This is a genomic window from Trichocoleus sp. DQ-U1 (genome assembly GCF_039961925.1).
In the GTDB taxonomy this organism is placed as follows: Bacteria; Cyanobacteriota; Cyanobacteriia; order Cyanobacteriales; family FACHB-T130; genus FACHB-T130.
The window spans coordinates 1-17139 of record NZ_JAMPKB010000064.1; the positions used below are offsets into that span (position 1 = coordinate 1).

General features: G+C 47.9%; 16 protein-coding genes. 7 read left to right on the forward strand and 9 right to left on the reverse strand.

Annotated elements, in window-relative coordinates; translation table 11 throughout:
- Nucleotides 1–153 precede the first annotated feature (153 nt).
- On the reverse strand, nucleotides 154–1596 hold the full coding sequence (locus tag NDI34_RS21480) for a hypothetical protein (protein WP_348233778.1): 1443 nt from the start codon (nucleotides 1594–1596) through the stop codon (nucleotides 154–156).
- 177 nt (nucleotides 1597–1773) lie between these two features.
- On the opposite strand from NDI34_RS21480, the gene NDI34_RS21485 reads away from it, so the two are divergent.
- Together NDI34_RS21485 and NDI34_RS21490 are read left to right on the forward strand one after the other, a co-directional pair.
- Entirely contained in the window at nucleotides 1774–4803 is a 3030-nt protein-coding gene (locus NDI34_RS21485) for a valine--tRNA ligase (protein WP_348233779.1), read from the forward strand.
- Between the two features lie 168 nt (nucleotides 4804–4971).
- Entirely contained in the window at nucleotides 4972–5430 is a 459-nt protein-coding gene (locus tag NDI34_RS21490) for a hypothetical protein (protein WP_190411690.1), read from the forward strand.
- Nucleotides 5431–5557: 127 nt separating this feature from the next.
- Here the strand turns inward: NDI34_RS21490 and NDI34_RS21495 are convergent, their stop codons facing one another.
- The gene (locus NDI34_RS21495; RefSeq protein WP_190425425.1) at nucleotides 5558–7675 is read right to left on the reverse strand and encodes a cation:proton antiporter; all 2118 of its coding nucleotides are present in this window, start codon (nucleotides 7673–7675) and stop codon (nucleotides 5558–5560) included.
- Between the two features lie 59 nt (nucleotides 7676–7734).
- On the opposite strand from NDI34_RS21495, the gene NDI34_RS21500 reads away from it, so the two are divergent.
- Complete coding sequence (locus tag NDI34_RS21500; RefSeq protein ID WP_190411691.1) at nucleotides 7735–7914, forward strand: hypothetical protein; 180 nt, start codon at nucleotides 7735–7737, stop codon at nucleotides 7912–7914.
- Between the two features lie 51 nt (nucleotides 7915–7965).
- Here the strand turns inward: NDI34_RS21500 and NDI34_RS21505 are convergent, their stop codons facing one another.
- From NDI34_RS21505 to NDI34_RS21525, 5 genes are all read right to left on the reverse strand, one after another.
- Nucleotides 7966–8634: an HAS-barrel domain-containing protein gene (locus NDI34_RS21505; RefSeq protein ID WP_190411692.1), complete on the reverse strand. Its 669-nt coding sequence runs from the start codon at nucleotides 8632–8634 to the stop codon at nucleotides 7966–7968.
- Nucleotides 8635–8749: 115 nt separating this feature from the next.
- On the reverse strand, nucleotides 8750–8947 hold the full coding sequence (locus NDI34_RS21510) for an NAD(P)H dehydrogenase subunit NdhS (protein WP_190411693.1): 198 nt from the start codon (nucleotides 8945–8947) through the stop codon (nucleotides 8750–8752).
- A gap of 97 nt (nucleotides 8948–9044) precedes the next feature.
- Nucleotides 9045–10298, reverse strand: a complete 1254-nt coding sequence (gene rodA, locus NDI34_RS21515; protein ID WP_190425394.1) for a rod shape-determining protein RodA — start codon at nucleotides 10296–10298, stop codon at nucleotides 9045–9047.
- A gap of 71 nt (nucleotides 10299–10369) precedes the next feature.
- On the reverse strand, nucleotides 10370–11434 hold the full coding sequence (locus tag NDI34_RS21520) for an Mrp/NBP35 family ATP-binding protein (protein ID WP_190425392.1): 1065 nt from the start codon (nucleotides 11432–11434) through the stop codon (nucleotides 10370–10372).
- Between the two features lie 259 nt (nucleotides 11435–11693).
- Entirely contained in the window at nucleotides 11694–12185 is a 492-nt protein-coding gene (locus tag NDI34_RS21525) for an SRPBCC family protein (RefSeq protein ID WP_190411696.1), read from the reverse strand.
- A 367-nt stretch (nucleotides 12186–12552) separates the two neighbouring features.
- Here NDI34_RS21525 and hemF point away from each other — a divergent pair, with 367 nt between their 5' ends.
- The 3 genes from hemF to NDI34_RS21540 all read left to right on the forward strand — a co-directional run bounded on the left by hemF (nucleotide 12553) and on the right by NDI34_RS21540 (nucleotide 14727).
- A complete protein-coding gene (gene hemF / locus NDI34_RS21530) occupies nucleotides 12553–13599 on the forward strand; it encodes an oxygen-dependent coproporphyrinogen oxidase (protein WP_190679330.1) in 1047 nt (348 codons plus the stop codon).
- A 74-nt stretch (nucleotides 13600–13673) separates the two neighbouring features.
- Nucleotides 13674–14096 carry an STAS domain-containing protein gene (locus NDI34_RS21535; RefSeq protein ID WP_348233780.1) on the forward strand — a complete coding sequence of 141 codons (423 nt, stop codon included), beginning with the start codon at nucleotides 13674–13676 and terminating at the stop codon, nucleotides 14094–14096.
- 262 nt (nucleotides 14097–14358) lie between these two features.
- Nucleotides 14359–14727, forward strand: coding sequence for an STAS domain-containing protein (locus NDI34_RS21540; protein ID WP_190411700.1), 369 nt, complete (start codon nucleotides 14359–14361; stop codon nucleotides 14725–14727).
- A gap of 50 nt (nucleotides 14728–14777) precedes the next feature.
- On the opposite strand, the gene NDI34_RS21545 is transcribed toward NDI34_RS21540, so the two are convergent.
- Nucleotides 14778–15392 carry a chromophore lyase CpcT/CpeT gene (locus tag NDI34_RS21545; protein ID WP_348233781.1) on the reverse strand — a complete coding sequence of 205 codons (615 nt, stop codon included), beginning with the start codon at nucleotides 15390–15392 and terminating at the stop codon, nucleotides 14778–14780.
- A gap of 217 nt (nucleotides 15393–15609) precedes the next feature.
- On the opposite strand from NDI34_RS21545, the gene psb29 reads away from it, so the two are divergent.
- A complete protein-coding gene (psb29, locus tag NDI34_RS21550; protein ID WP_190425383.1) occupies nucleotides 15610–16347 on the forward strand; it encodes a photosystem II biogenesis protein Psp29 in 738 nt (245 codons plus the stop codon).
- A gap of 450 nt (nucleotides 16348–16797) precedes the next feature.
- Here the strand turns inward: psb29 and trxA are convergent, their stop codons facing one another.
- Nucleotides 16798–17115 carry a thioredoxin gene (trxA, locus tag NDI34_RS21555; RefSeq protein WP_190411703.1) on the reverse strand — a complete coding sequence of 106 codons (318 nt, stop codon included), beginning with the start codon at nucleotides 17113–17115 and terminating at the stop codon, nucleotides 16798–16800.
- Nucleotides 17116–17139 lie beyond the last annotated feature (24 nt).

Genomic DNA, 17139 nt, shown 5'->3' on the forward strand with positions numbered 1-17139 from the left:
TTGATGATGTCTACTTTCTTTATAAATTCTTTTGAGAATCCTTTGAGTTTCTCGGCTTAAATCTCTAATAAATCTCATAAGTCTCTTGTTTTCTTGACTTTTGTTTTAGCTTATTCTACTTTTTATTATGTGTAATTTATTTTACATAAGCACTTATATAGCAGGTATTGGCTCATCACAGATAGCCAGTAAAAGTAAGGGTAAATAATTCCTAAAATATTGTGCAATTTTATTGCTTAACTCCTTTCTTGACTGTTGTAGAATATCTATCTTGGGAATTACAATTTCCTTTGTATCTTTGATTAACAGCGTAGGATTATTTGATATAATCTCTAACAGAGCTTTTGGATTCTTCTGCTGACTTTGTAAGAATAGCTTAGAATATGTTTCAATTACATAACCAAAAGCTAAAGAGTAAGGGTTAATTCGGATGTATAGCAATGGGAATGGGCTAAAATACTCCTCTAGACCTAGTAATTCAGTCTCACAATCCCCATTTAAACGAATCGTAAGCTCTTTCACAATACAATCATAAATAGAACCATAATTTACTGTTTTAGCAGCAAGATGGACTGGTAGTTGAGCGGATACTAGCTGGCACAATTCAATAAACGGTTGCTCTACATATTCCATAAAATCGTCATAATCATCTGAACTAATAATTTCAAGAGGATTTTGATGATATTTTTTATGCCATTTCAGTAGTAAATCAAAACTATAGTAGGAAAAAAGGCATTCTGAATTTTCATTCTCTATCATTTTTCTAGATCCCTTAAATTCCATAGTGACCTTATCATTAATAACTGTAATAATTTTCCCATTAAAAAAATGAGCGATTTGCTTAGCTGAAAACGTAACTTGATCTATATCTTCCTTAATAGCTGTAACGTTCGCCTGTTTATACATCTTCGTCCAAGCAGCTATTTGATGAGCGATTTGCTTAGCTGAAAACGCAACTTGATCTATATCTTCCTTAATAGCTGTAACGTTCGCCTGTTCATATATTTTCGCCAAAACATCCATCTCTTGCCCTAAGATTGCGTCACTCAGAAGTTCAGCATCAGTTTCGTAAAAATCATACTCTTCGTCAATTTCTAGTGGTTGAGTTTCTGGTTGCTGGCTTTGCCAGATAGAGTCAAAGAGCATTGACTTACTCCCAAAGCCCTCTATCAGCACGGAGTATACTTTCTTGTGGGCATTCTTTACTAAGTACAAAAGTTCGCTTGTTTTGAATTTCTCTTCATCATCATATTTATCAAAGTTCCTATTAAAGGTAGGCTCAATGATTTGTTTAATGTCAGAATTGCTGAGTTTAAAATTCTCCACCCACTTTAGGCAATTAGCTTCGACGTACTCCTCCCAATCGAAACCATAATCTTCACAAGATTCAAGGTAGAAGCCAATAAGAGCCATAAAGCGTATGACTACTTCGCAGTATTCCGTCTCGCTTGAATATGTCGCAAGTCCGCTTTGAATTAGTATTTGCCATGCCTGCAAAATCCATTCCAAGGCTCCCAAGTCCTGCTCAACTGAAGTACAGATCTTTCTGGCGGCGTAATATACATTGCCCCAAGCAAGAATATTCCTATCACTCATATTGACTCTGCTCTCAATGCTGCTGGCTCGAATGTTGGCTTGTTGGTGTGGAAGTGCGATCGCTTTTTAAATTAATAAACCGCGAATGCTAGAGCGTCTTCGCGGTTTATTCTCTCTATCCCTCCCCTACCGTATGGCAAAATTTATGTAAAGCCGTCTTCATTTATTCTTCCCAGCATGACCGCAACAATCCCCGCCCTCGCCAGCCAATACGACCCCACTACGACAGAAACCAAGTGGCAGAAGTTCTGGGAAGAAAACCAAGTCTTCAAAGCCGACCCCAATCATCCAGGCGTTCCTTACTGCATCGTGATTCCGCCGCCTAACGTCACGGGTAGCTTGCACATGGGACACGCCTTCGAGAGTTCCCTGATTGACACCCTCGTACGCTACCACCGGATGAAAGGACGCAACACGCTGTGGGTACCGGGAACCGACCACGCCAGTATCGCGGTGAACGCCGTACTGGAAAAACAACTGAAGGCAGAAGGAAAAACTCGCCATGAGGTGGGACGCGAGAAGTTTTTAGAACGGGCTTGGCAGTGGAAAACCGAATCTGAGGGAACCATTGTTAATCAGCTGCGGCGTTTGGGCGTCTCGGTAGATTGGACGCGGGAACGCTTCACGATGGATGAAGGCTTATCCAAAGCCGTGTTGGAAGCTTTTATCCAAATGTATGAGGAAGGACTGATTTATCGCGGCAATTACCTGGTGAACTGGTGTCCCGCGAGTCAATCTGCCGTGTCTGACTTGGAGGTAGATAATCAAGAAGTCAACGGGCATTTGTGGCACTTCCGCTATCCCCTCACCGATGGCAACGGCTATGTGGAAGTAGCCACAACTCGCCCCGAAACCATGCTGGGCGATACAGCGGTGGCGGTGAATCCCAACGATGACCGCTACAAGCATTTGATTGGGAAGACGCTGACGCTGCCAATTATGGGGCGAGAAATTCCGATTATTGGCGATGAATTGGTCGATCCAACTTTCGGAACGGGTTGCGTAAAGGTGACACCCGCCCATGACCCCAATGACTTTGAAATGGGTCAGCGTCACTCTTTGCCGTTTATCAACATCATGAATAAGGATGGCTCTTTAAACGAAAATGCCGGAGAATTTCAGGGGCAAGACCGCTTTGTTGCCCGGAAGAATGTGGTGCAGCGACTGGAAGCAGACGGCGTTCTGGTGAAGGTGGAGGAGTATAAGCATAAGGTTCCTTATAGCGATCGCGGGAAAGTCCCGGTCGAACCCCTCCTCTCAACTCAGTGGTTTGTCAAAATTCGCCCTCTCGCTGACCGGGCGCTAGGGTTTCTGGACGATCGGAATTCACCGGAGTTTGTCCCAGAACGCTGGACGAAGGTTTATCGCGACTGGCTAGTAAAACTAAAAGATTGGTGTATTTCTCGCCAACTGTGGTGGGGACATCAAATCCCAGCTTGGTATGCGGTGAGTGAAACAGGCGACGCAATTACCGACGAAACGCCGTTTGTTGTCGCCCGTACCGAGGCAGAGGCACGGGAGAAGGCATTTGCACAATTTGGGGAAAATGTCAGGTTAGAACAAGATCCAGATGTTCTCGATACCTGGTTCTCTTCTGGTTTGTGGCCTTTTTCGACGCTGGGTTGGCCCGAACAGACGCCAGATTTAACAACCTACTATCCCACCACAACCCTCGTGACAGGCTTTGACATCATCTTCTTCTGGGTTGCCAGAATGACGATGATGGCGGGGCATTTTACGGGACAAATGCCTTTCCAGGACGTTTACATCCACGGCTTAGTGCTGGATGAGAACGGCAAGAAAATGTCTAAATCTGCCAACAATGGCATCGATCCGCTATTGCTGATTGACAAATACGGCACCGATGCCCTGCGCTACACCTTAATTAAAGAAGTGGCTGGGGCGGGTCAAGATATCCGGATGGAGTACAACCGCAAGACCGATGAATCGGCTTCGGTTGAAGCTAGCCGCAATTTCACGAACAAATTGTGGAATGCTGCCCGGTTTGTGATGATGAATCTGGATGGCAAGACACCGCAACAATTGGGGAACCCCACCCCAACCCTCCCCGTTAACGGGGAGGGCAAAACAAAAACTAACGGGGGGGATCTAGAACTATGCGATCGCTGGATTCTCTCCCGCTACCATCAAGTAGTGCAGCAAACCGGCGACTACATCAACAACTATGGTCTCGGTGAAGCCGCTAAGGGACTGTATGAATTCTTTTGGGGCGATTTCTGCGACTGGTACATTGAACTGGTCAAACCTCGCCTGCGCCCAGACGCCCCCGCTTCCTCGCGGTTGGTTGCTCAGCAAACTCTCGCTTATGTGCTGGAAGGAATTCTAAAATTACTCCATCCTTTCATGCCGCACATTACCGAGGAAATTTGGCATACGCTGACTCAAGCGAATGAAGGCAAAAGCTTAGCGTTGGAATCTTATCCCAAATCCGATCCAGCACTCATTAACCCGGATTTAGAGCAACAATTTGAGCTGCTGATTGGCACAATTCGGACGATTCGCAACTTACGGGCAGAAGCAGATATTAAGCCTGGGGTGAAGGTGTCAGCAATCTTGCAAACTGAAAGCGATCGCGAACGGCATATCCTCTTGGCTGGGCAGTCTTATATTCAAGACTTGGCGAAGGTGGAAGAATTAACCATTCCAGGGACAGCCGAAACACAACAACCGCCTTCATCTGCCGAAACACCCAATCAGGCGGTATCTGCCAACGAAAAAGGCAACTTTAAAATTAGCCCAATTTTCTTGCCATTTTTACTGTTGCTGCCCTTGCTCTTTTTAGTGGGCACTGGTGTAATTGCGGTGGCAACAGTGGCAAAACAAATTCTCGGAACCCGTGTCTCAGAAGCCAAACAAGTTAGTGCGACGAATCCTCCATCCACCGTCCCTCTCCCAGAACCGGCGAGTACCGCAAAAGCGGATACGCCACAAGCGATCGCTGGTGTCGTGGGTACGGTGCAAGTGTCGATTCCCCTGGCTGGTGTCGTCGATGTGGATGCTCTGCGTGCCAAGTTAGAGAAAAATTTGAACAAAGTTGAAGCAGAAGCAAAAGCCCTTTCGGGACGTTTGAGCAATGCCAAATTTGTTGATAAAGCACCCGCTGATGTCGTCAAGGGAGCGCGGGATGCCCTTGCCGAAGCCGAGACACAGGCAGAAATGCTGCGCGAACGACTCGCGCAACTGTAGAAGAGACTGTAGAAGCGATCGCGTAGGGGCAAAGATATCTCGCCCCTACGAATCCCACTCTGGGTTACACACTCCTTCTTGGGAGGGAAGAAGAAAAGGGTTGTTTAAAGTAGAATACGCCCGTAAAGTTAGGGTGCCCAGTTTTATTAATTTAAAGACAAAATACCAATGCGATATTTTGCCGAAGTGCAAAAAAATGAATCATCGGGCAGTCTGGAATTGCGAATCCTAGCTGAGCAAACCTCTGACAATATCTGGGCAGTGGTGGAGAAGGAATCTGTCGTTCCCGCCGCTGAGATTCCATCCTTAAGCGAAGGTTTGTTGGTTCTGGCAGACCTTGGCGAGAATCAGCAGATTCTAAGTATTCACGAAGCCAAAAACTGGGTTTTGGATTTAGTGCAGCAGTACCTGACAAGTAGTATTACTCCCGCTTTTTTGCAGCAGGAAGCCGAACGTGCTGAACACTGGCGGCAAGACCTTACTTTACAAAGTCAGGAATTAGCTCGCAAAAATTTGGAAATGGAAGCGCGTCGCGAACAAATTCAAACTTTAGAACAAGAACTCGAACAGAAGAAGAAGCAACTAGAAGCCTTAGAAGCAGACCTAAAAAAGAGAGGCAGTAACTAGAGGGAACGCCGCATCAGGGGACGTTTGCAACCCTTGGCAATACTTCTGGGATCTGAGATAAGAACCCTAAACCCCAAACCCCACCCCTTACAAGGAAAGGGTGGGGCAGAGGTGAGAAACGAATTACTCACGTTAAGACATTATCGTTGGCAACCCTTGGCGACGGCTTGGGGAGAAGCACGCCGGTGGTGGTTCGTTGCGGCTCCCCTAACAGCACCACAGAGCAAGCGAGATGTTGAACCAGCTGGGTCGTGATATCGCTAACTTCCAGACCGCCCGCAGTGCGGTATCGTAGCGATCGCAAGACAATCAAATCAAACGAACGAGCCGTATTGAGAATCGCTTGCGCCACATTCTCATGCTTAATCACTTCAATCTCAAAGTTCGTCTCCGGTGCCCACTTCGAGGCTAAAAGAGACAGTTGCGATCGCGTCCACGCTACCTTAGCTGCCGAAGTTCTAGCATTGCAGACGTGTAACAACGTTACCTGAGCTTGATTGGAATCGGCTAGAATTTTCGCAAACCGTAACGGTTGCGTCCCTTGCCCCGTCAAGTTTTCCACCGGCACCAAAATGCGGTGAAAATTCATAGGTGAATCCAAGAGGCGTGTCACCACAACTGGACAATGGGACGCCCACAGCACGCTATCAATCACATTGCCAAACAAACGCGCCCTGAAGCCCGTCCGTTTGCCCCAGCCCATCACAATTAAACTCGCTTTTTGTTCGCGGCTAGCGCGGCTAATTCCGCGAGCAATGTCGTCATCTAGGCGCAGCAACGGCTCGGTTTTCACACCCAGTTCCCCAGCCAGTTCCGTGGCTCGCTCAAGTAGCATCTCACTGCGTTGGAACGCAGCTTCCATCTGCGGTGCGTCCATCTGAGCATTGGTTGTCGTAATCGCTAAAGGCACAATTCGTCCAGCTTCATGCCGCGCCAATAGCGCTGCCATTTCCATCAAATACTTCTCAGTTTGCGGATTGTAGACGGGTACAACTACTGTAAAAGGATGGCTTGCCGATGCCTTTTCCCCATCCAGTCGAGTTTTATCGCTCTCTAGTGGCTCAGCTTCCGTTACGGTTAATCCGGGTGCGAACTGACTGGTAATCAACGGTCCTAGCGTTGCCGTCACCAGCATTAAGACAATAACGCTGTTTAAAACCTCTTCCGTTAGTAGTCCAACCCGGTAGCCGACGAGAGTAGCAGCCAGCGTTGCCGCAACCTGGGGCAGCGACAGCGACCACATCACGAGCATCTCGCGCCAGTTGTAGCGGTAGACAAATTTAGCCAACAGAGCCGCTAAAAACTTACTACCAATCAAACCCACTACAATCGCTAGCGTCAGCCAGATAGAACTGAGCGTTTTAATAAATGCTGGGATATCAATCAGTAGCCCCATATCCACAAAGAAAATGGGGATAAACAGGACGCTTCCGACAAAAACCACCTTTTCTTTTACTTGCCCTTCCCCCACAACATCATTCACCGCCAGACCGGCAAGGAAAGCTCCGACAATTTTTTCCACACCGATTAGCTGGGCACCCAACGATGCGAGAAATAGTGCCAAGAGTACAAATAAAAATTGATTGCCTTCTTCTTGCCCAGTGCGCCGGAAAAACTCTCGACCCACCCAGTCAAAGCCAAACAAAATGACGGCAGAGTAGACAATCAAAGAACCAAAAAGGGTGAGTAGCTTCACAACCGTGAAGTCACCCCCATGAATTCCCACACAAACAGCCAATACCAGTAGAGCGCCAACATCAGTGAAGATGGTCGCTCCAATTGTCACCGTGACGGCTTCGTTCCCTACAACGCCGAGACGGCTCACAATCGGGTAAGCCAAGAGAGTATGGGAGGCAAACAGAGAGCCAATCAAAATTGAAGCGTTCCAGTCAAAGTTGAATACACGCCCCACGATTGTTCCCATAATTAGGGGCACTAAAAAGGTAAACGTGCCAAAACCGGCAGAGCGATGCTTCGTTTTGCGGAACTGTTCAATGTCAACTTCTAGCCCTGCCACAAACATCAGGTAAACTAACCCGATATCTGATAGCAGCTTCATCGTCTCTGATTCTTTCTGAAGCAGCTGCAACCCATTAGGCCCAAGAACCACTCCCGCTACCAGCAAACCAACCAGTCCTGGCAGTCGCAGCCGCTCAAAAAGGATGGGCACGGTCAAGATGACTACTAGCAAAAGAGCGAAGGGAACAATTGGTTCCTCTCGGAACACATGCAAAATCGGTTCCATAAACAGCGGCTTGGAGATGAGTTTGAAGCGATGCTTGCAAAAGTCAGCGATGCTGACTTTTGAAAACATGGTGGTATCACTGGAGACATCCTACAGAAAAACCGTTTTTTGCGCCCTACCCTAAAGAAATAGGGGTGCTGGGTGCAGTAGATGAATATATTTTGGATCTACGGGGTGCCCCAATGGAAGTAGAGTTACAGAAGTTTTTGCGCCCTAAGCGCGAAGGACGGATATTTTGAGGACAAGACACCTTTAATTTTTAGGCGTTAAGTTTCTAGGGCATCCGCTGTCTATAAACGGATTTGGCTCAAAATATACCTCAAGCGGTCGTAGTCGTCCTTGAGAAGGACGCTGAGGGTCCGTCCTGCCTGCACCAACCAGTCCCGGTCAGCCTTGCGTAGTTGATAAATTTCTCGAATCGCTGCTGCAATCAGCGCCTCCACCGGCGCACCCATGACCTGCAATAAGGTTCTTAAGAAATCCATCTGTTCGCTGAAGTGAACAATTTCCTCCGGTTCGCACTGGTAAACCGCTTGATGAATTTGCGGCGGACGAGGCGGCAGGTACTGATAAATCGTTCCACCAAGTCGCTTAGAACCATTGACCCCTTGATGGGTGGCTTCAAACCCAACAATAGCGGCGCGGAACTCGGTTTTCAGCATGGCAAATATTTGGGGTTGCTGCTCTCGCAGTTCCTGCAATGATAGCCCCAAGGCTCTTGCGCGGTGAATGGAATCAATGGGACTGGTCGCCGCATGATAAACAACAGCAAAGACGAGATTTCCCGACTCTTCATCCGTAGCTTTGACCCAACTGCCAAAGGCTGGCATGACAGGAAAGCTCAAGTCTTCTGGATCGAGACACTGTGCCAGGAATTCAGTCGTTGCCGTCTCAATCACCTCAGCAATATGGTTGGCGGGGCGATCGCCTGTGGCAAACTGTGGCAGGGGAAGTCGCATATTTTTGGTAATGGATAATCGGTAATGGGTAATCGGTAATTAGTCGTTCATGTTTCTTTAGGTAAAAACCATGAACTTTGAAGCATGACTAATTACCAATTACTTTTTTCCAATCTTATTTTGCTTTTTTGCGACCTGCTGTTGTCTCTGCAAGTTCTAATTCTGATAGTTGGAAGGTGACGAGTTTATCCCAATTTCCCCCTTCAAATAGGACTGCTGCCTTTCCCTCGCCAACCCGTTGGACTAGCCCTTTATAGCCGTAGTAGATATCGTTAGTGTTCTTTACTTGAACGACCGCTCCAGGCAGAATCATGATTTTTTCTCGGTTAAGTTTTCATTTATTAGCTTAATAGCAGTTAGCTGTCATTCGTCATAGGTCAAACCAGCGACCTATAACGAATGACAAAAAGCTAAAACTTCAATCGGTGTCGATAATTTGCTACAGACTCTACAATCCCCAGCGCCAAAAAATTCTTCAACATCGCCGAACGACCATAACTAACCCAGGGAAGGGGAATGCCGGTTACGGGTGCAAGTCCCATCGTCATGCCTAGGTTAACGACCACCTGAAACACAATCATCGATAAGACGCCAATTGCTAATAAAGATCCAAAGTTGTCTTTGGCATTTTGGGCAATAATCACCAAGCGCAGGCAGATCAACCAAAAGATAAATAGCAGAAAGAAACTGCCTGCAAGTCCGAATTCTTCACCAATGGCAGAGAAAATGAAGTCAGTGTGCTGTTCCGGAATAAAGTTAAGTTGGGTTTGGGTTCCCTTGTGAAGCCCTCGTCCCCACAGTTCGCCTGCACCAATGGCAATACGAGATTGGATCAGGTGGTATCCGCCGCCGAGGGGATCTAGATCCGGGTTAAGGAACAAAATCAATCTGTCTTTTTGATAGTCTTTCAAAACTCCCCAGAAGATTTGCCCTAACTCGCCTCCCACCAAGTTGACGACGATCGCTCCAATGGCACCCGACAACGGCCACGGTAAGGTGCGCCAACCAATAATGCCCATGATTGCCGTCCAGATGAACCATCCGGGCATAAATACGTTAAACAAGATAGCTGAAATCACTGGAGAAGCTAGGAGTATTAGCCAGCCGGGATTGGCATTCCCCCAGTAGAGCATACCCAGCACGATCGCTCCAAACACCAAGGAGGTTCCCAGATCCGGCTGCAAAAATACTAAAATCCAGGGAACCCCAGTCACCGCTAAAGCTCTCAAAACAGCGGGAATCGTGGAGGCGGGTCGAGCATGTAGAATAGCAGCCAGGGTGATAATCACCCCTAATTTGGCAAATTCAGAGGGTTGAATGTTAAAGTCGCCGATAGTAATCCATCTTTGGGCACCTTTGGCGCTGGTACCAATAATCATCACCGCGATCAGGGACAAGTTGGTAATGCCATAAAGAATCCAGTGCCACTGGAGCAGGTTCTCGTAACGCGATCGCGCGATAAACATCGCCAATATCAGCCCAATGAGGCCCACCAGCCAGTGCCACCACCAGTCGGTCAATCCCTGGTTAAGTTCGGCACTGCGGATCATCACACCTCCAAAAATGGTGAGTCCAACAATCAGTCCCAATAGCAGCCAATCTACCTCTTGCCAAGGGGAGAGCAGCGATCGCCAGCGAAAACCAGTTAGTGACTTATGCAACATTGCTAAACAATTAAAAATTAAAAGTTAAAAATTAAAAAGGCAAATTTTTTACTTTACCTTTTTAATTTTTCTTAAGTTAAGGCAGCGACAGAAACTTTGCCCGCGATCGCTTGAGCGATCGCCATCAGCGCTTTCGCAGAAGCCGACTCTGGATCGGCAACCACAATCGGCACTCCTGCATCGCCCCCCTCTCGGACGGGCATTTCTAGCGGTACGCAGCCCAGCAACGGTACGCCGAGTTCTTGCGCCATCTTTTCACCGCCTCCAGAGCCAAAAATGTCATACTGCTTGTCGGGCATATCCGGCGGAATAAAATAACTCATATTTTCCACCATTCCCAACACGGATACTCCCAACTGCTGGAACATCTTCAAGCCCTTACGCGAATCCAACAAAGCCACCGTCTGCGGCGTCGTTACAATGACTACCCCAGCCATTGGCACCGCTTGCGCTAGCGTTAACTGGGCATCTCCAGTGCCGGGGGGCATATCTACAATCAAATAATCCAGTTCCCCCCACTGTACTTGGTAGAGAAACTGGCGAATAATTCCATTCAGCATCGGACCCCGCCAGATCACCGGCTGATCCTTGTCAATCAAAAACCCCATTGAAACTAATTTGACGCCGTAGTTAAAAGCCGGTTCCAACTCTTCACCATTGGCACCTTGCCGCACGCTTATCTTGGCGTCTGACAATCCCAGCATTGTCGGGTCATTAGGCCCATAAATATCCGCATCAATCAGACCGACTTTAGCTCCTAAATGTGCTAAAGCCACTGCCACATTCACCGCTACAGTACTTTTGCCCACACCGCCCTTGCCACTAGAAATCGCGATGATATTCTTTACACCAGCAATTCCGGCGCGATCCGGAAGCGACTTTTGTTGGGGTGTCTCAGCGGTGACATCCACCACGACATCTGTCACTTCTGGCAAATTTTTCTTGAGTGCCTGTTCGCACTCTTCCACGATGAACTGGCGTAGCGGACAGGCAGGTGTCGTCAGCACCAGAGTGAAGCTGACTTTTCCGGAGTCAATTTGCACATTGCGAATCATGTTCAACTCGACCAAACTCTTGCGGAGTTCGGGATCTTGCACGGGTCGCAATACTTCTAAAACTGAGCTGGCATCGAGCATAACTAGGTTACTTGCATTCCTTATCCCAGATATTGCACCTGGGACAAAACGATCGGGGTTCTCTCTCTTCAAGTATCTTAACGGTTTGTTTGACGCGATCGCGCTATGCAGTTCAGGGTCTAAATTTAGATCGTTAATTACTAATTACTAATTAATAACTCCCTCTATTTGCCTCTCCCCCTCTCCTGAAACCTGTATTCTCAGTTCTCAGCCCTCAGCCCTCAGTCCTCAGTCCTCAGTCCTCAGTCCTCTCTAGTTTCTAGCCTTGAGCTTGTAAACCCACCTGTTCGGCAGCTTGGGCTAATTCAGTGGCAACACGAGCTGAGTAAGACCCAATCATCCACCAAATTAAAGGTGACAACCAACCGCGCAACGTCACTGAATAAGATACATACGTGCCGCAGACCGTCGATTCTACCTGGTACGTCACCCGTTTCTCAACTCCTGGGATTGCCAGCATTCTCACACTGAGTAACTCACAGGGACGGACACGCTCAACAAAAACCCGGATGGGAATAGGTAGCCAGCGCGTGACTACCTTGTAAATCAGTCCCGGTTTGGCAATCAACCCGCTGGGGACATTGGTGCTGGCAAGTAGAGGATGCCAGGATACATCGCCAATATTGATTAATTTTTGCCAGAGGACATCCACCGAAGCAGAACTAACGGCGCGGTAAGTCCGAACCAGGGAAAACTTAAAGGAAAAACCCTCTCGACCAGCGATAAACTTTAAGGAAAAATTGAGAATCACAACACTCCTCCTCGCACCAAGTCTTCAAGGGAACTTATTACTTTAATCCCTGGGATCATTAGGTAGCATCCCCCTGTAGGATATTTCGATAGCCTGTAGACGCTTTATTCAACTTGCTGCTTGGGTTCAGCAGACCCGATTTAAGATAGGCTGTAAGTTCCCCTGCGATCGCATAGAGTTGAGTGCTTTGACCCGATCAAAGCGGCTCACCCTCACCCCGAAAAGCAAGCTGACGTGGTAAGGGCGCGATCGCGCCCTTACAAGCCGGTATCCTGGGTGAACTCAGGCGAACTCCCATCCCGATTTATTCAATTCAATACCTTTTTCCTTTCCCAATCGCTTTTGTGAACAATATTGACTTGAGATTATGACAGCTTTTCAGACGGACGTAACTACTTCTGCTAAGGTTTTGCCCCCAGATGACTCGAAAGCTAGGGTCAGCCAGTTTATGCAGCAGCTGCAAGACCAAATCTGCGAAGGTTTGGAACAACTGGATGGAGTTGGGAAATTTCAACAAGATGCCTGGGAACGAGAAGAAGGCGGCGGCGGTCGTTCCCGCGTCCTCCGCGAGGGCGCAGTTTTTGAACAGGGTGGCGTTAATTTTTCTGAAGTCTGGGGTCAACAGTTACCTCCGTCGATTCTGGCGCAACGCCCGGAGGCGGCTGGGCACGGCTTTTATGCGACTGGCACCTCAATGGTCTTGCATCCGCGCAATCCCTACGTCCCGACGGTTCACCTCAATTATCGCTACTTTGAGGCAGGGCCAGTTTGGTGGTTTGGCGGCGGGATCGATTTAACCCCTTACTACCCATTTGCGGAAGATGTCGCCCAATTTCACCGCACTTTAAAGCAAGCCTGTGATGCCCACCACCCAGAGTACTACCCCACGTTTAAACTTTGGTGCGATGAATATTTTTATCTGAAGCACCGCCAAGAAACGCGGGGCGTTGGAGGACTCTTCTTTGACTATCAAGATGGTCAAGGAGCTTTGTATCGCGGCCCGCACGCCGATGGACCAGCCGCTGTTTACAGCAACCAAGTGGGGACGCCTTCCCCACGCAACTGGGAAGATTTATTCGCCTTTGTGCAGCATTGTGGTCAGACATTTTTACCGGCTTACGTTCCCATTGCCGAGCGGCGGCAAAAGATGGAATATAGCGATCGCCAGCGGAATTTCCAGCTATATCGTCGCGGTCGCTATGTGGAATTTAACCTCGTCTACGACCGAGGCACCATTTTTGGTCTTCAGACGAACGGGCGCACCGAGTCAATTTTGATGTCTTTACCGCCTCTAGTTCGCTGGGAATATGGTTATCAACCCGAACCAAACACCCCAGAAGCCGAGCTTTATGAAACTTTCTTAAAGCCGCAAGATTGGGCAAACTGGACACCTCCCTCGGAATCGCAGGTCTGAGTTAGACTACGGGAAAAATCCCGCTCTCATCGCACCCGGTTGATATACTTGCCCATCTTTAGAGGTGAGTGTCCGTGCTTCACATCGACCAGAAAACATACACGACCCAAAACGGCACGAAGATTATCGTTTTGACACCAACAGGACGGCTGGATATCACCACAGCTTTGCAATTTCGCGTGAAATTACAAGAGAGTCTTTATACACTCAGTCGTCATGTGGTCGTAAATCTTGGGAGAGTGAATTTCATTGATAGTTCTGGTCTCACCTCATTGGTGGCAGGGATGCGAGATGCGGACAAGGTAAACGGGAGTTTCCGCCTTTGCAATCTGCTTCCAGCCGCCAAGGTGGTGCTGGAAATCACCATGATGGATTCGGTATTGGAAATCTACGAGAACTGTAACGACTGCTTCAACCCCCCGGATGCCCCTGGAAGCATCCTCTCCCCTAGAAGAGGAGGCGATCCCTTTTTTCCGGATATTGGAGCAGAGTTGTGAGTAACACTGGAATCTTCTACCTGTATGATTCTGAGTGCTATCTTATTGGGCGATCGCGCCAATCCAGTCTGCTAGAAGCCGAATTTAATGTAATTTTTTTCAAGCTTTGCTTTAAGATTAGGCGAGCTGAATTTTTGGTAGCTCTAATCTCTAAGTTAGAGTTAGACTACTGAAAGCTCAAATCATGGGAGCAATCGTAGTAAAATGCGGCTCCTATCTAGATATTAAATATAGACGGAGCTTCCGGAGCAAGGAGGTCTTGGTGATTCATATCGATCAGAGAACACATACGACTCAAGACGGGACGACAGTCATCGTCTTAGCCCCCACTGGACGCCTGGATATTACAACCGCATGGCAGTTTCGTCTGAAGTTGCAGGAATGTATTTCCAAACTCAGTCGCCACGTAGTTGTGAATCTCGGTCAAGTTAATTTTATTGACAGCTCTGGTCTAACATCCTTGGTGGCAGGAATGCGAGATGCTGACAAAGTAAAAGGCAGTTTCCGCATATGTAACGTCCATCCAGAGGCAAAACTCGTTTTTGAAGTCACCATGATGGATTCGGTGTTTGAAATTTTTGAAACCGAGGAAGAGGCTCTTGAAGGAGTGCCTCGCAGCATGGTCAGCTAAATTATTCATGAGTTATGCAGTCAATCGTCCTTAACTAAGGACAAAAGATTTCAAATTGCTAGCTCAGCGGAAAAATCTTCGCGCTTAGTGAAAATATAGGGGCCAAGCAGTGCCCCCCAGATGGCTCTGCCTGTTTGGGGGTCAATTCCCTTGTCATAGCTTCTAAATTCTTGATGCCGCGCCTCAAACCCTAGAGAAACCTGGTAAGTTTCTCCTTGATAGGTAAAACAGCAGGGGGCATCAGTCGCGGGTGCGGTAGAAAAGTTATAGGTATTTTCAGCTAAGGGTTGCTGAGTGACGGCGAGGGTACAGCCGGGGAGAAGTTCCATCTGTTCTGGTATAAGCGTCTTCAGCAAGGCTGGATTTTGACCGGCACCTCTGACCCGATCGGGATCTTTCAGCATATAGTATTGCACCATCAGCGAGGCTTGAGAGGTGTCGCTGTGGCTCAGGCGCAGAATCCGAGGACGATAGGGACGATCCAGTTGCAGGATGTTCGCTTGCTCTGCAAACAGGGTGAGGCTATCTTCTGCAAACAGCGGTACGGGTCGCAGCCAAAGGCGGAGGTTTACGTACCAAGCGGGTTCTCTTGTCGCTTGTTCTGAATTCTCAAATTCTCCAGCTATATATTGAGCCAGGAGCGTTAGTTCAGGAGAAAAAGTCATTGGGAATGGCTAATCGATAATGGGTAATCAGCAATCGGAATTTAGGATAAGGAAGGCGTATCTCTAACTTCTAAGACCCTTTTCCCAATTACCAATGAATAATTTCTGCGATCCCCGGCATTGTATCGCCGAGAGTCTCTACAAGACATTGCCTTGGCAAAGGTGTCCAAAAGCTGTGACAATGAGTTTACATCGCCCTCAAACTTAAAATTTTCCGGTGAATAACGTCCGCACTGTATCAGACACCAAAAGAACTTTCTATACCCTACACACCCGCCCCATTAACTCCATCTACCGGCGGGTGGTAGAAGAGTTGATGGTGGAAATGCACTTGCTTTCGGTCAATGTGGACTTTCGCTACGACCCCATTTATGCATTGGGCGTGGTGACATCCTTTAACCGCTTCATGCAAGGCTATCGACCAGAACGAGATAAAGAACCGATTTTTGAAGCCCTCTGTCGAGCAGTCGAGAACGAGCCGCAACAGTACAAGCAGGATGCCCAGCGGCTGGAAGAATTAGCCATGCGTCTGGGTGGGAAGGATATCGTTGCCTGGTTAAACCCAACGGCTCCTAGTCACGGCGCTGATGACTTGCACGCTGCTGTGCAGGCGATCGCTAACAATTCTCCGTTTAAGTACAGCCGTTTGTTCGCGATTGGTTTATTTACGCTGCTGGAAGTAGCAGATTCCGATTTGGTAAAAGACGAAAAGCAGCGGATTGAGGCGCTCAAGCAAATCTGTAATGCCTTAAACCTGCCAGAAGATAAATTACTCAAAGACCTAGAGCTGTATCGCAGCAATTTGGAGAAAATGGCTCAAATGCAGCTGGCTATGGAAGATATGCTAAAAGCAGATCGAAAAAAACGCGAGCAACGTGGGGATAAAGGGGTTGTGGTGGCTCCTCCCAATAGTTCTCCAGAATCAAGCGTTGCTCCAGGCACTTCTCAAGACTAGGCAACTTGTGTTGAAGCTGAGAAAGCCTTCCGTATGATAGCGATCGCTCATCCGATTCCCTTTTGATGGGCTAAACATCCGTAAGTGGTAATGGGTCTTTAGTCATTTGCCAATAGTCATTAGCAACAAACTAATGACTATTGGCAACTGATTTAAGGGTTCGCTTTCTTGAGCTTTGTAGATTACCAACTGCTCTCCAGAAATGAATTTCGGTTTGGCATCTCGGTGGTGAAATGCAGCCTCCCCTCGCAGCACTTATCCCAGCTTTCCGAGATCCGCACTAAGTTGAGAGATTAGCCCGGAAGTCAAGTTCCGGGCTGGCTTGGCAGCTGACTCAGAAGGCGGCAAGATAGGAGTTCCCGTAAATATCTGCGTCTGCGATCGTCAGCAGCTGTGGATGCTTTCGCCAAAGAGAGCTATTGGTTACACCCAGATACTGCCGATGTAGCCTTAAACCAACGCTTCTAGGCGCTGGATAAGTTGTGGGGCTGTCAGCACACCCTCAATGCGCTCAACTACCTGACTATTTTTAAATAAAACCAACGTTGGTAGGGCGTGAATTTGATATTGGCTCGCCAAGTTTGGATATTTATCCGTATCAATTTTTACAACCTGTAACCGTTCGTTCATCTGGGCGCTTACCTGCTCCAGAATCGGGACCATCATCTGACAAGGACCGCACCAAGTCGCGTAAAAATCCACCAACACTGGCTTTTCAGACCCAGACAGTAACTCTTGGAAATTGTTGAACTGCTTTTTAGTTGCCATGCGATCAAAGTGTTTTCTGCTCTT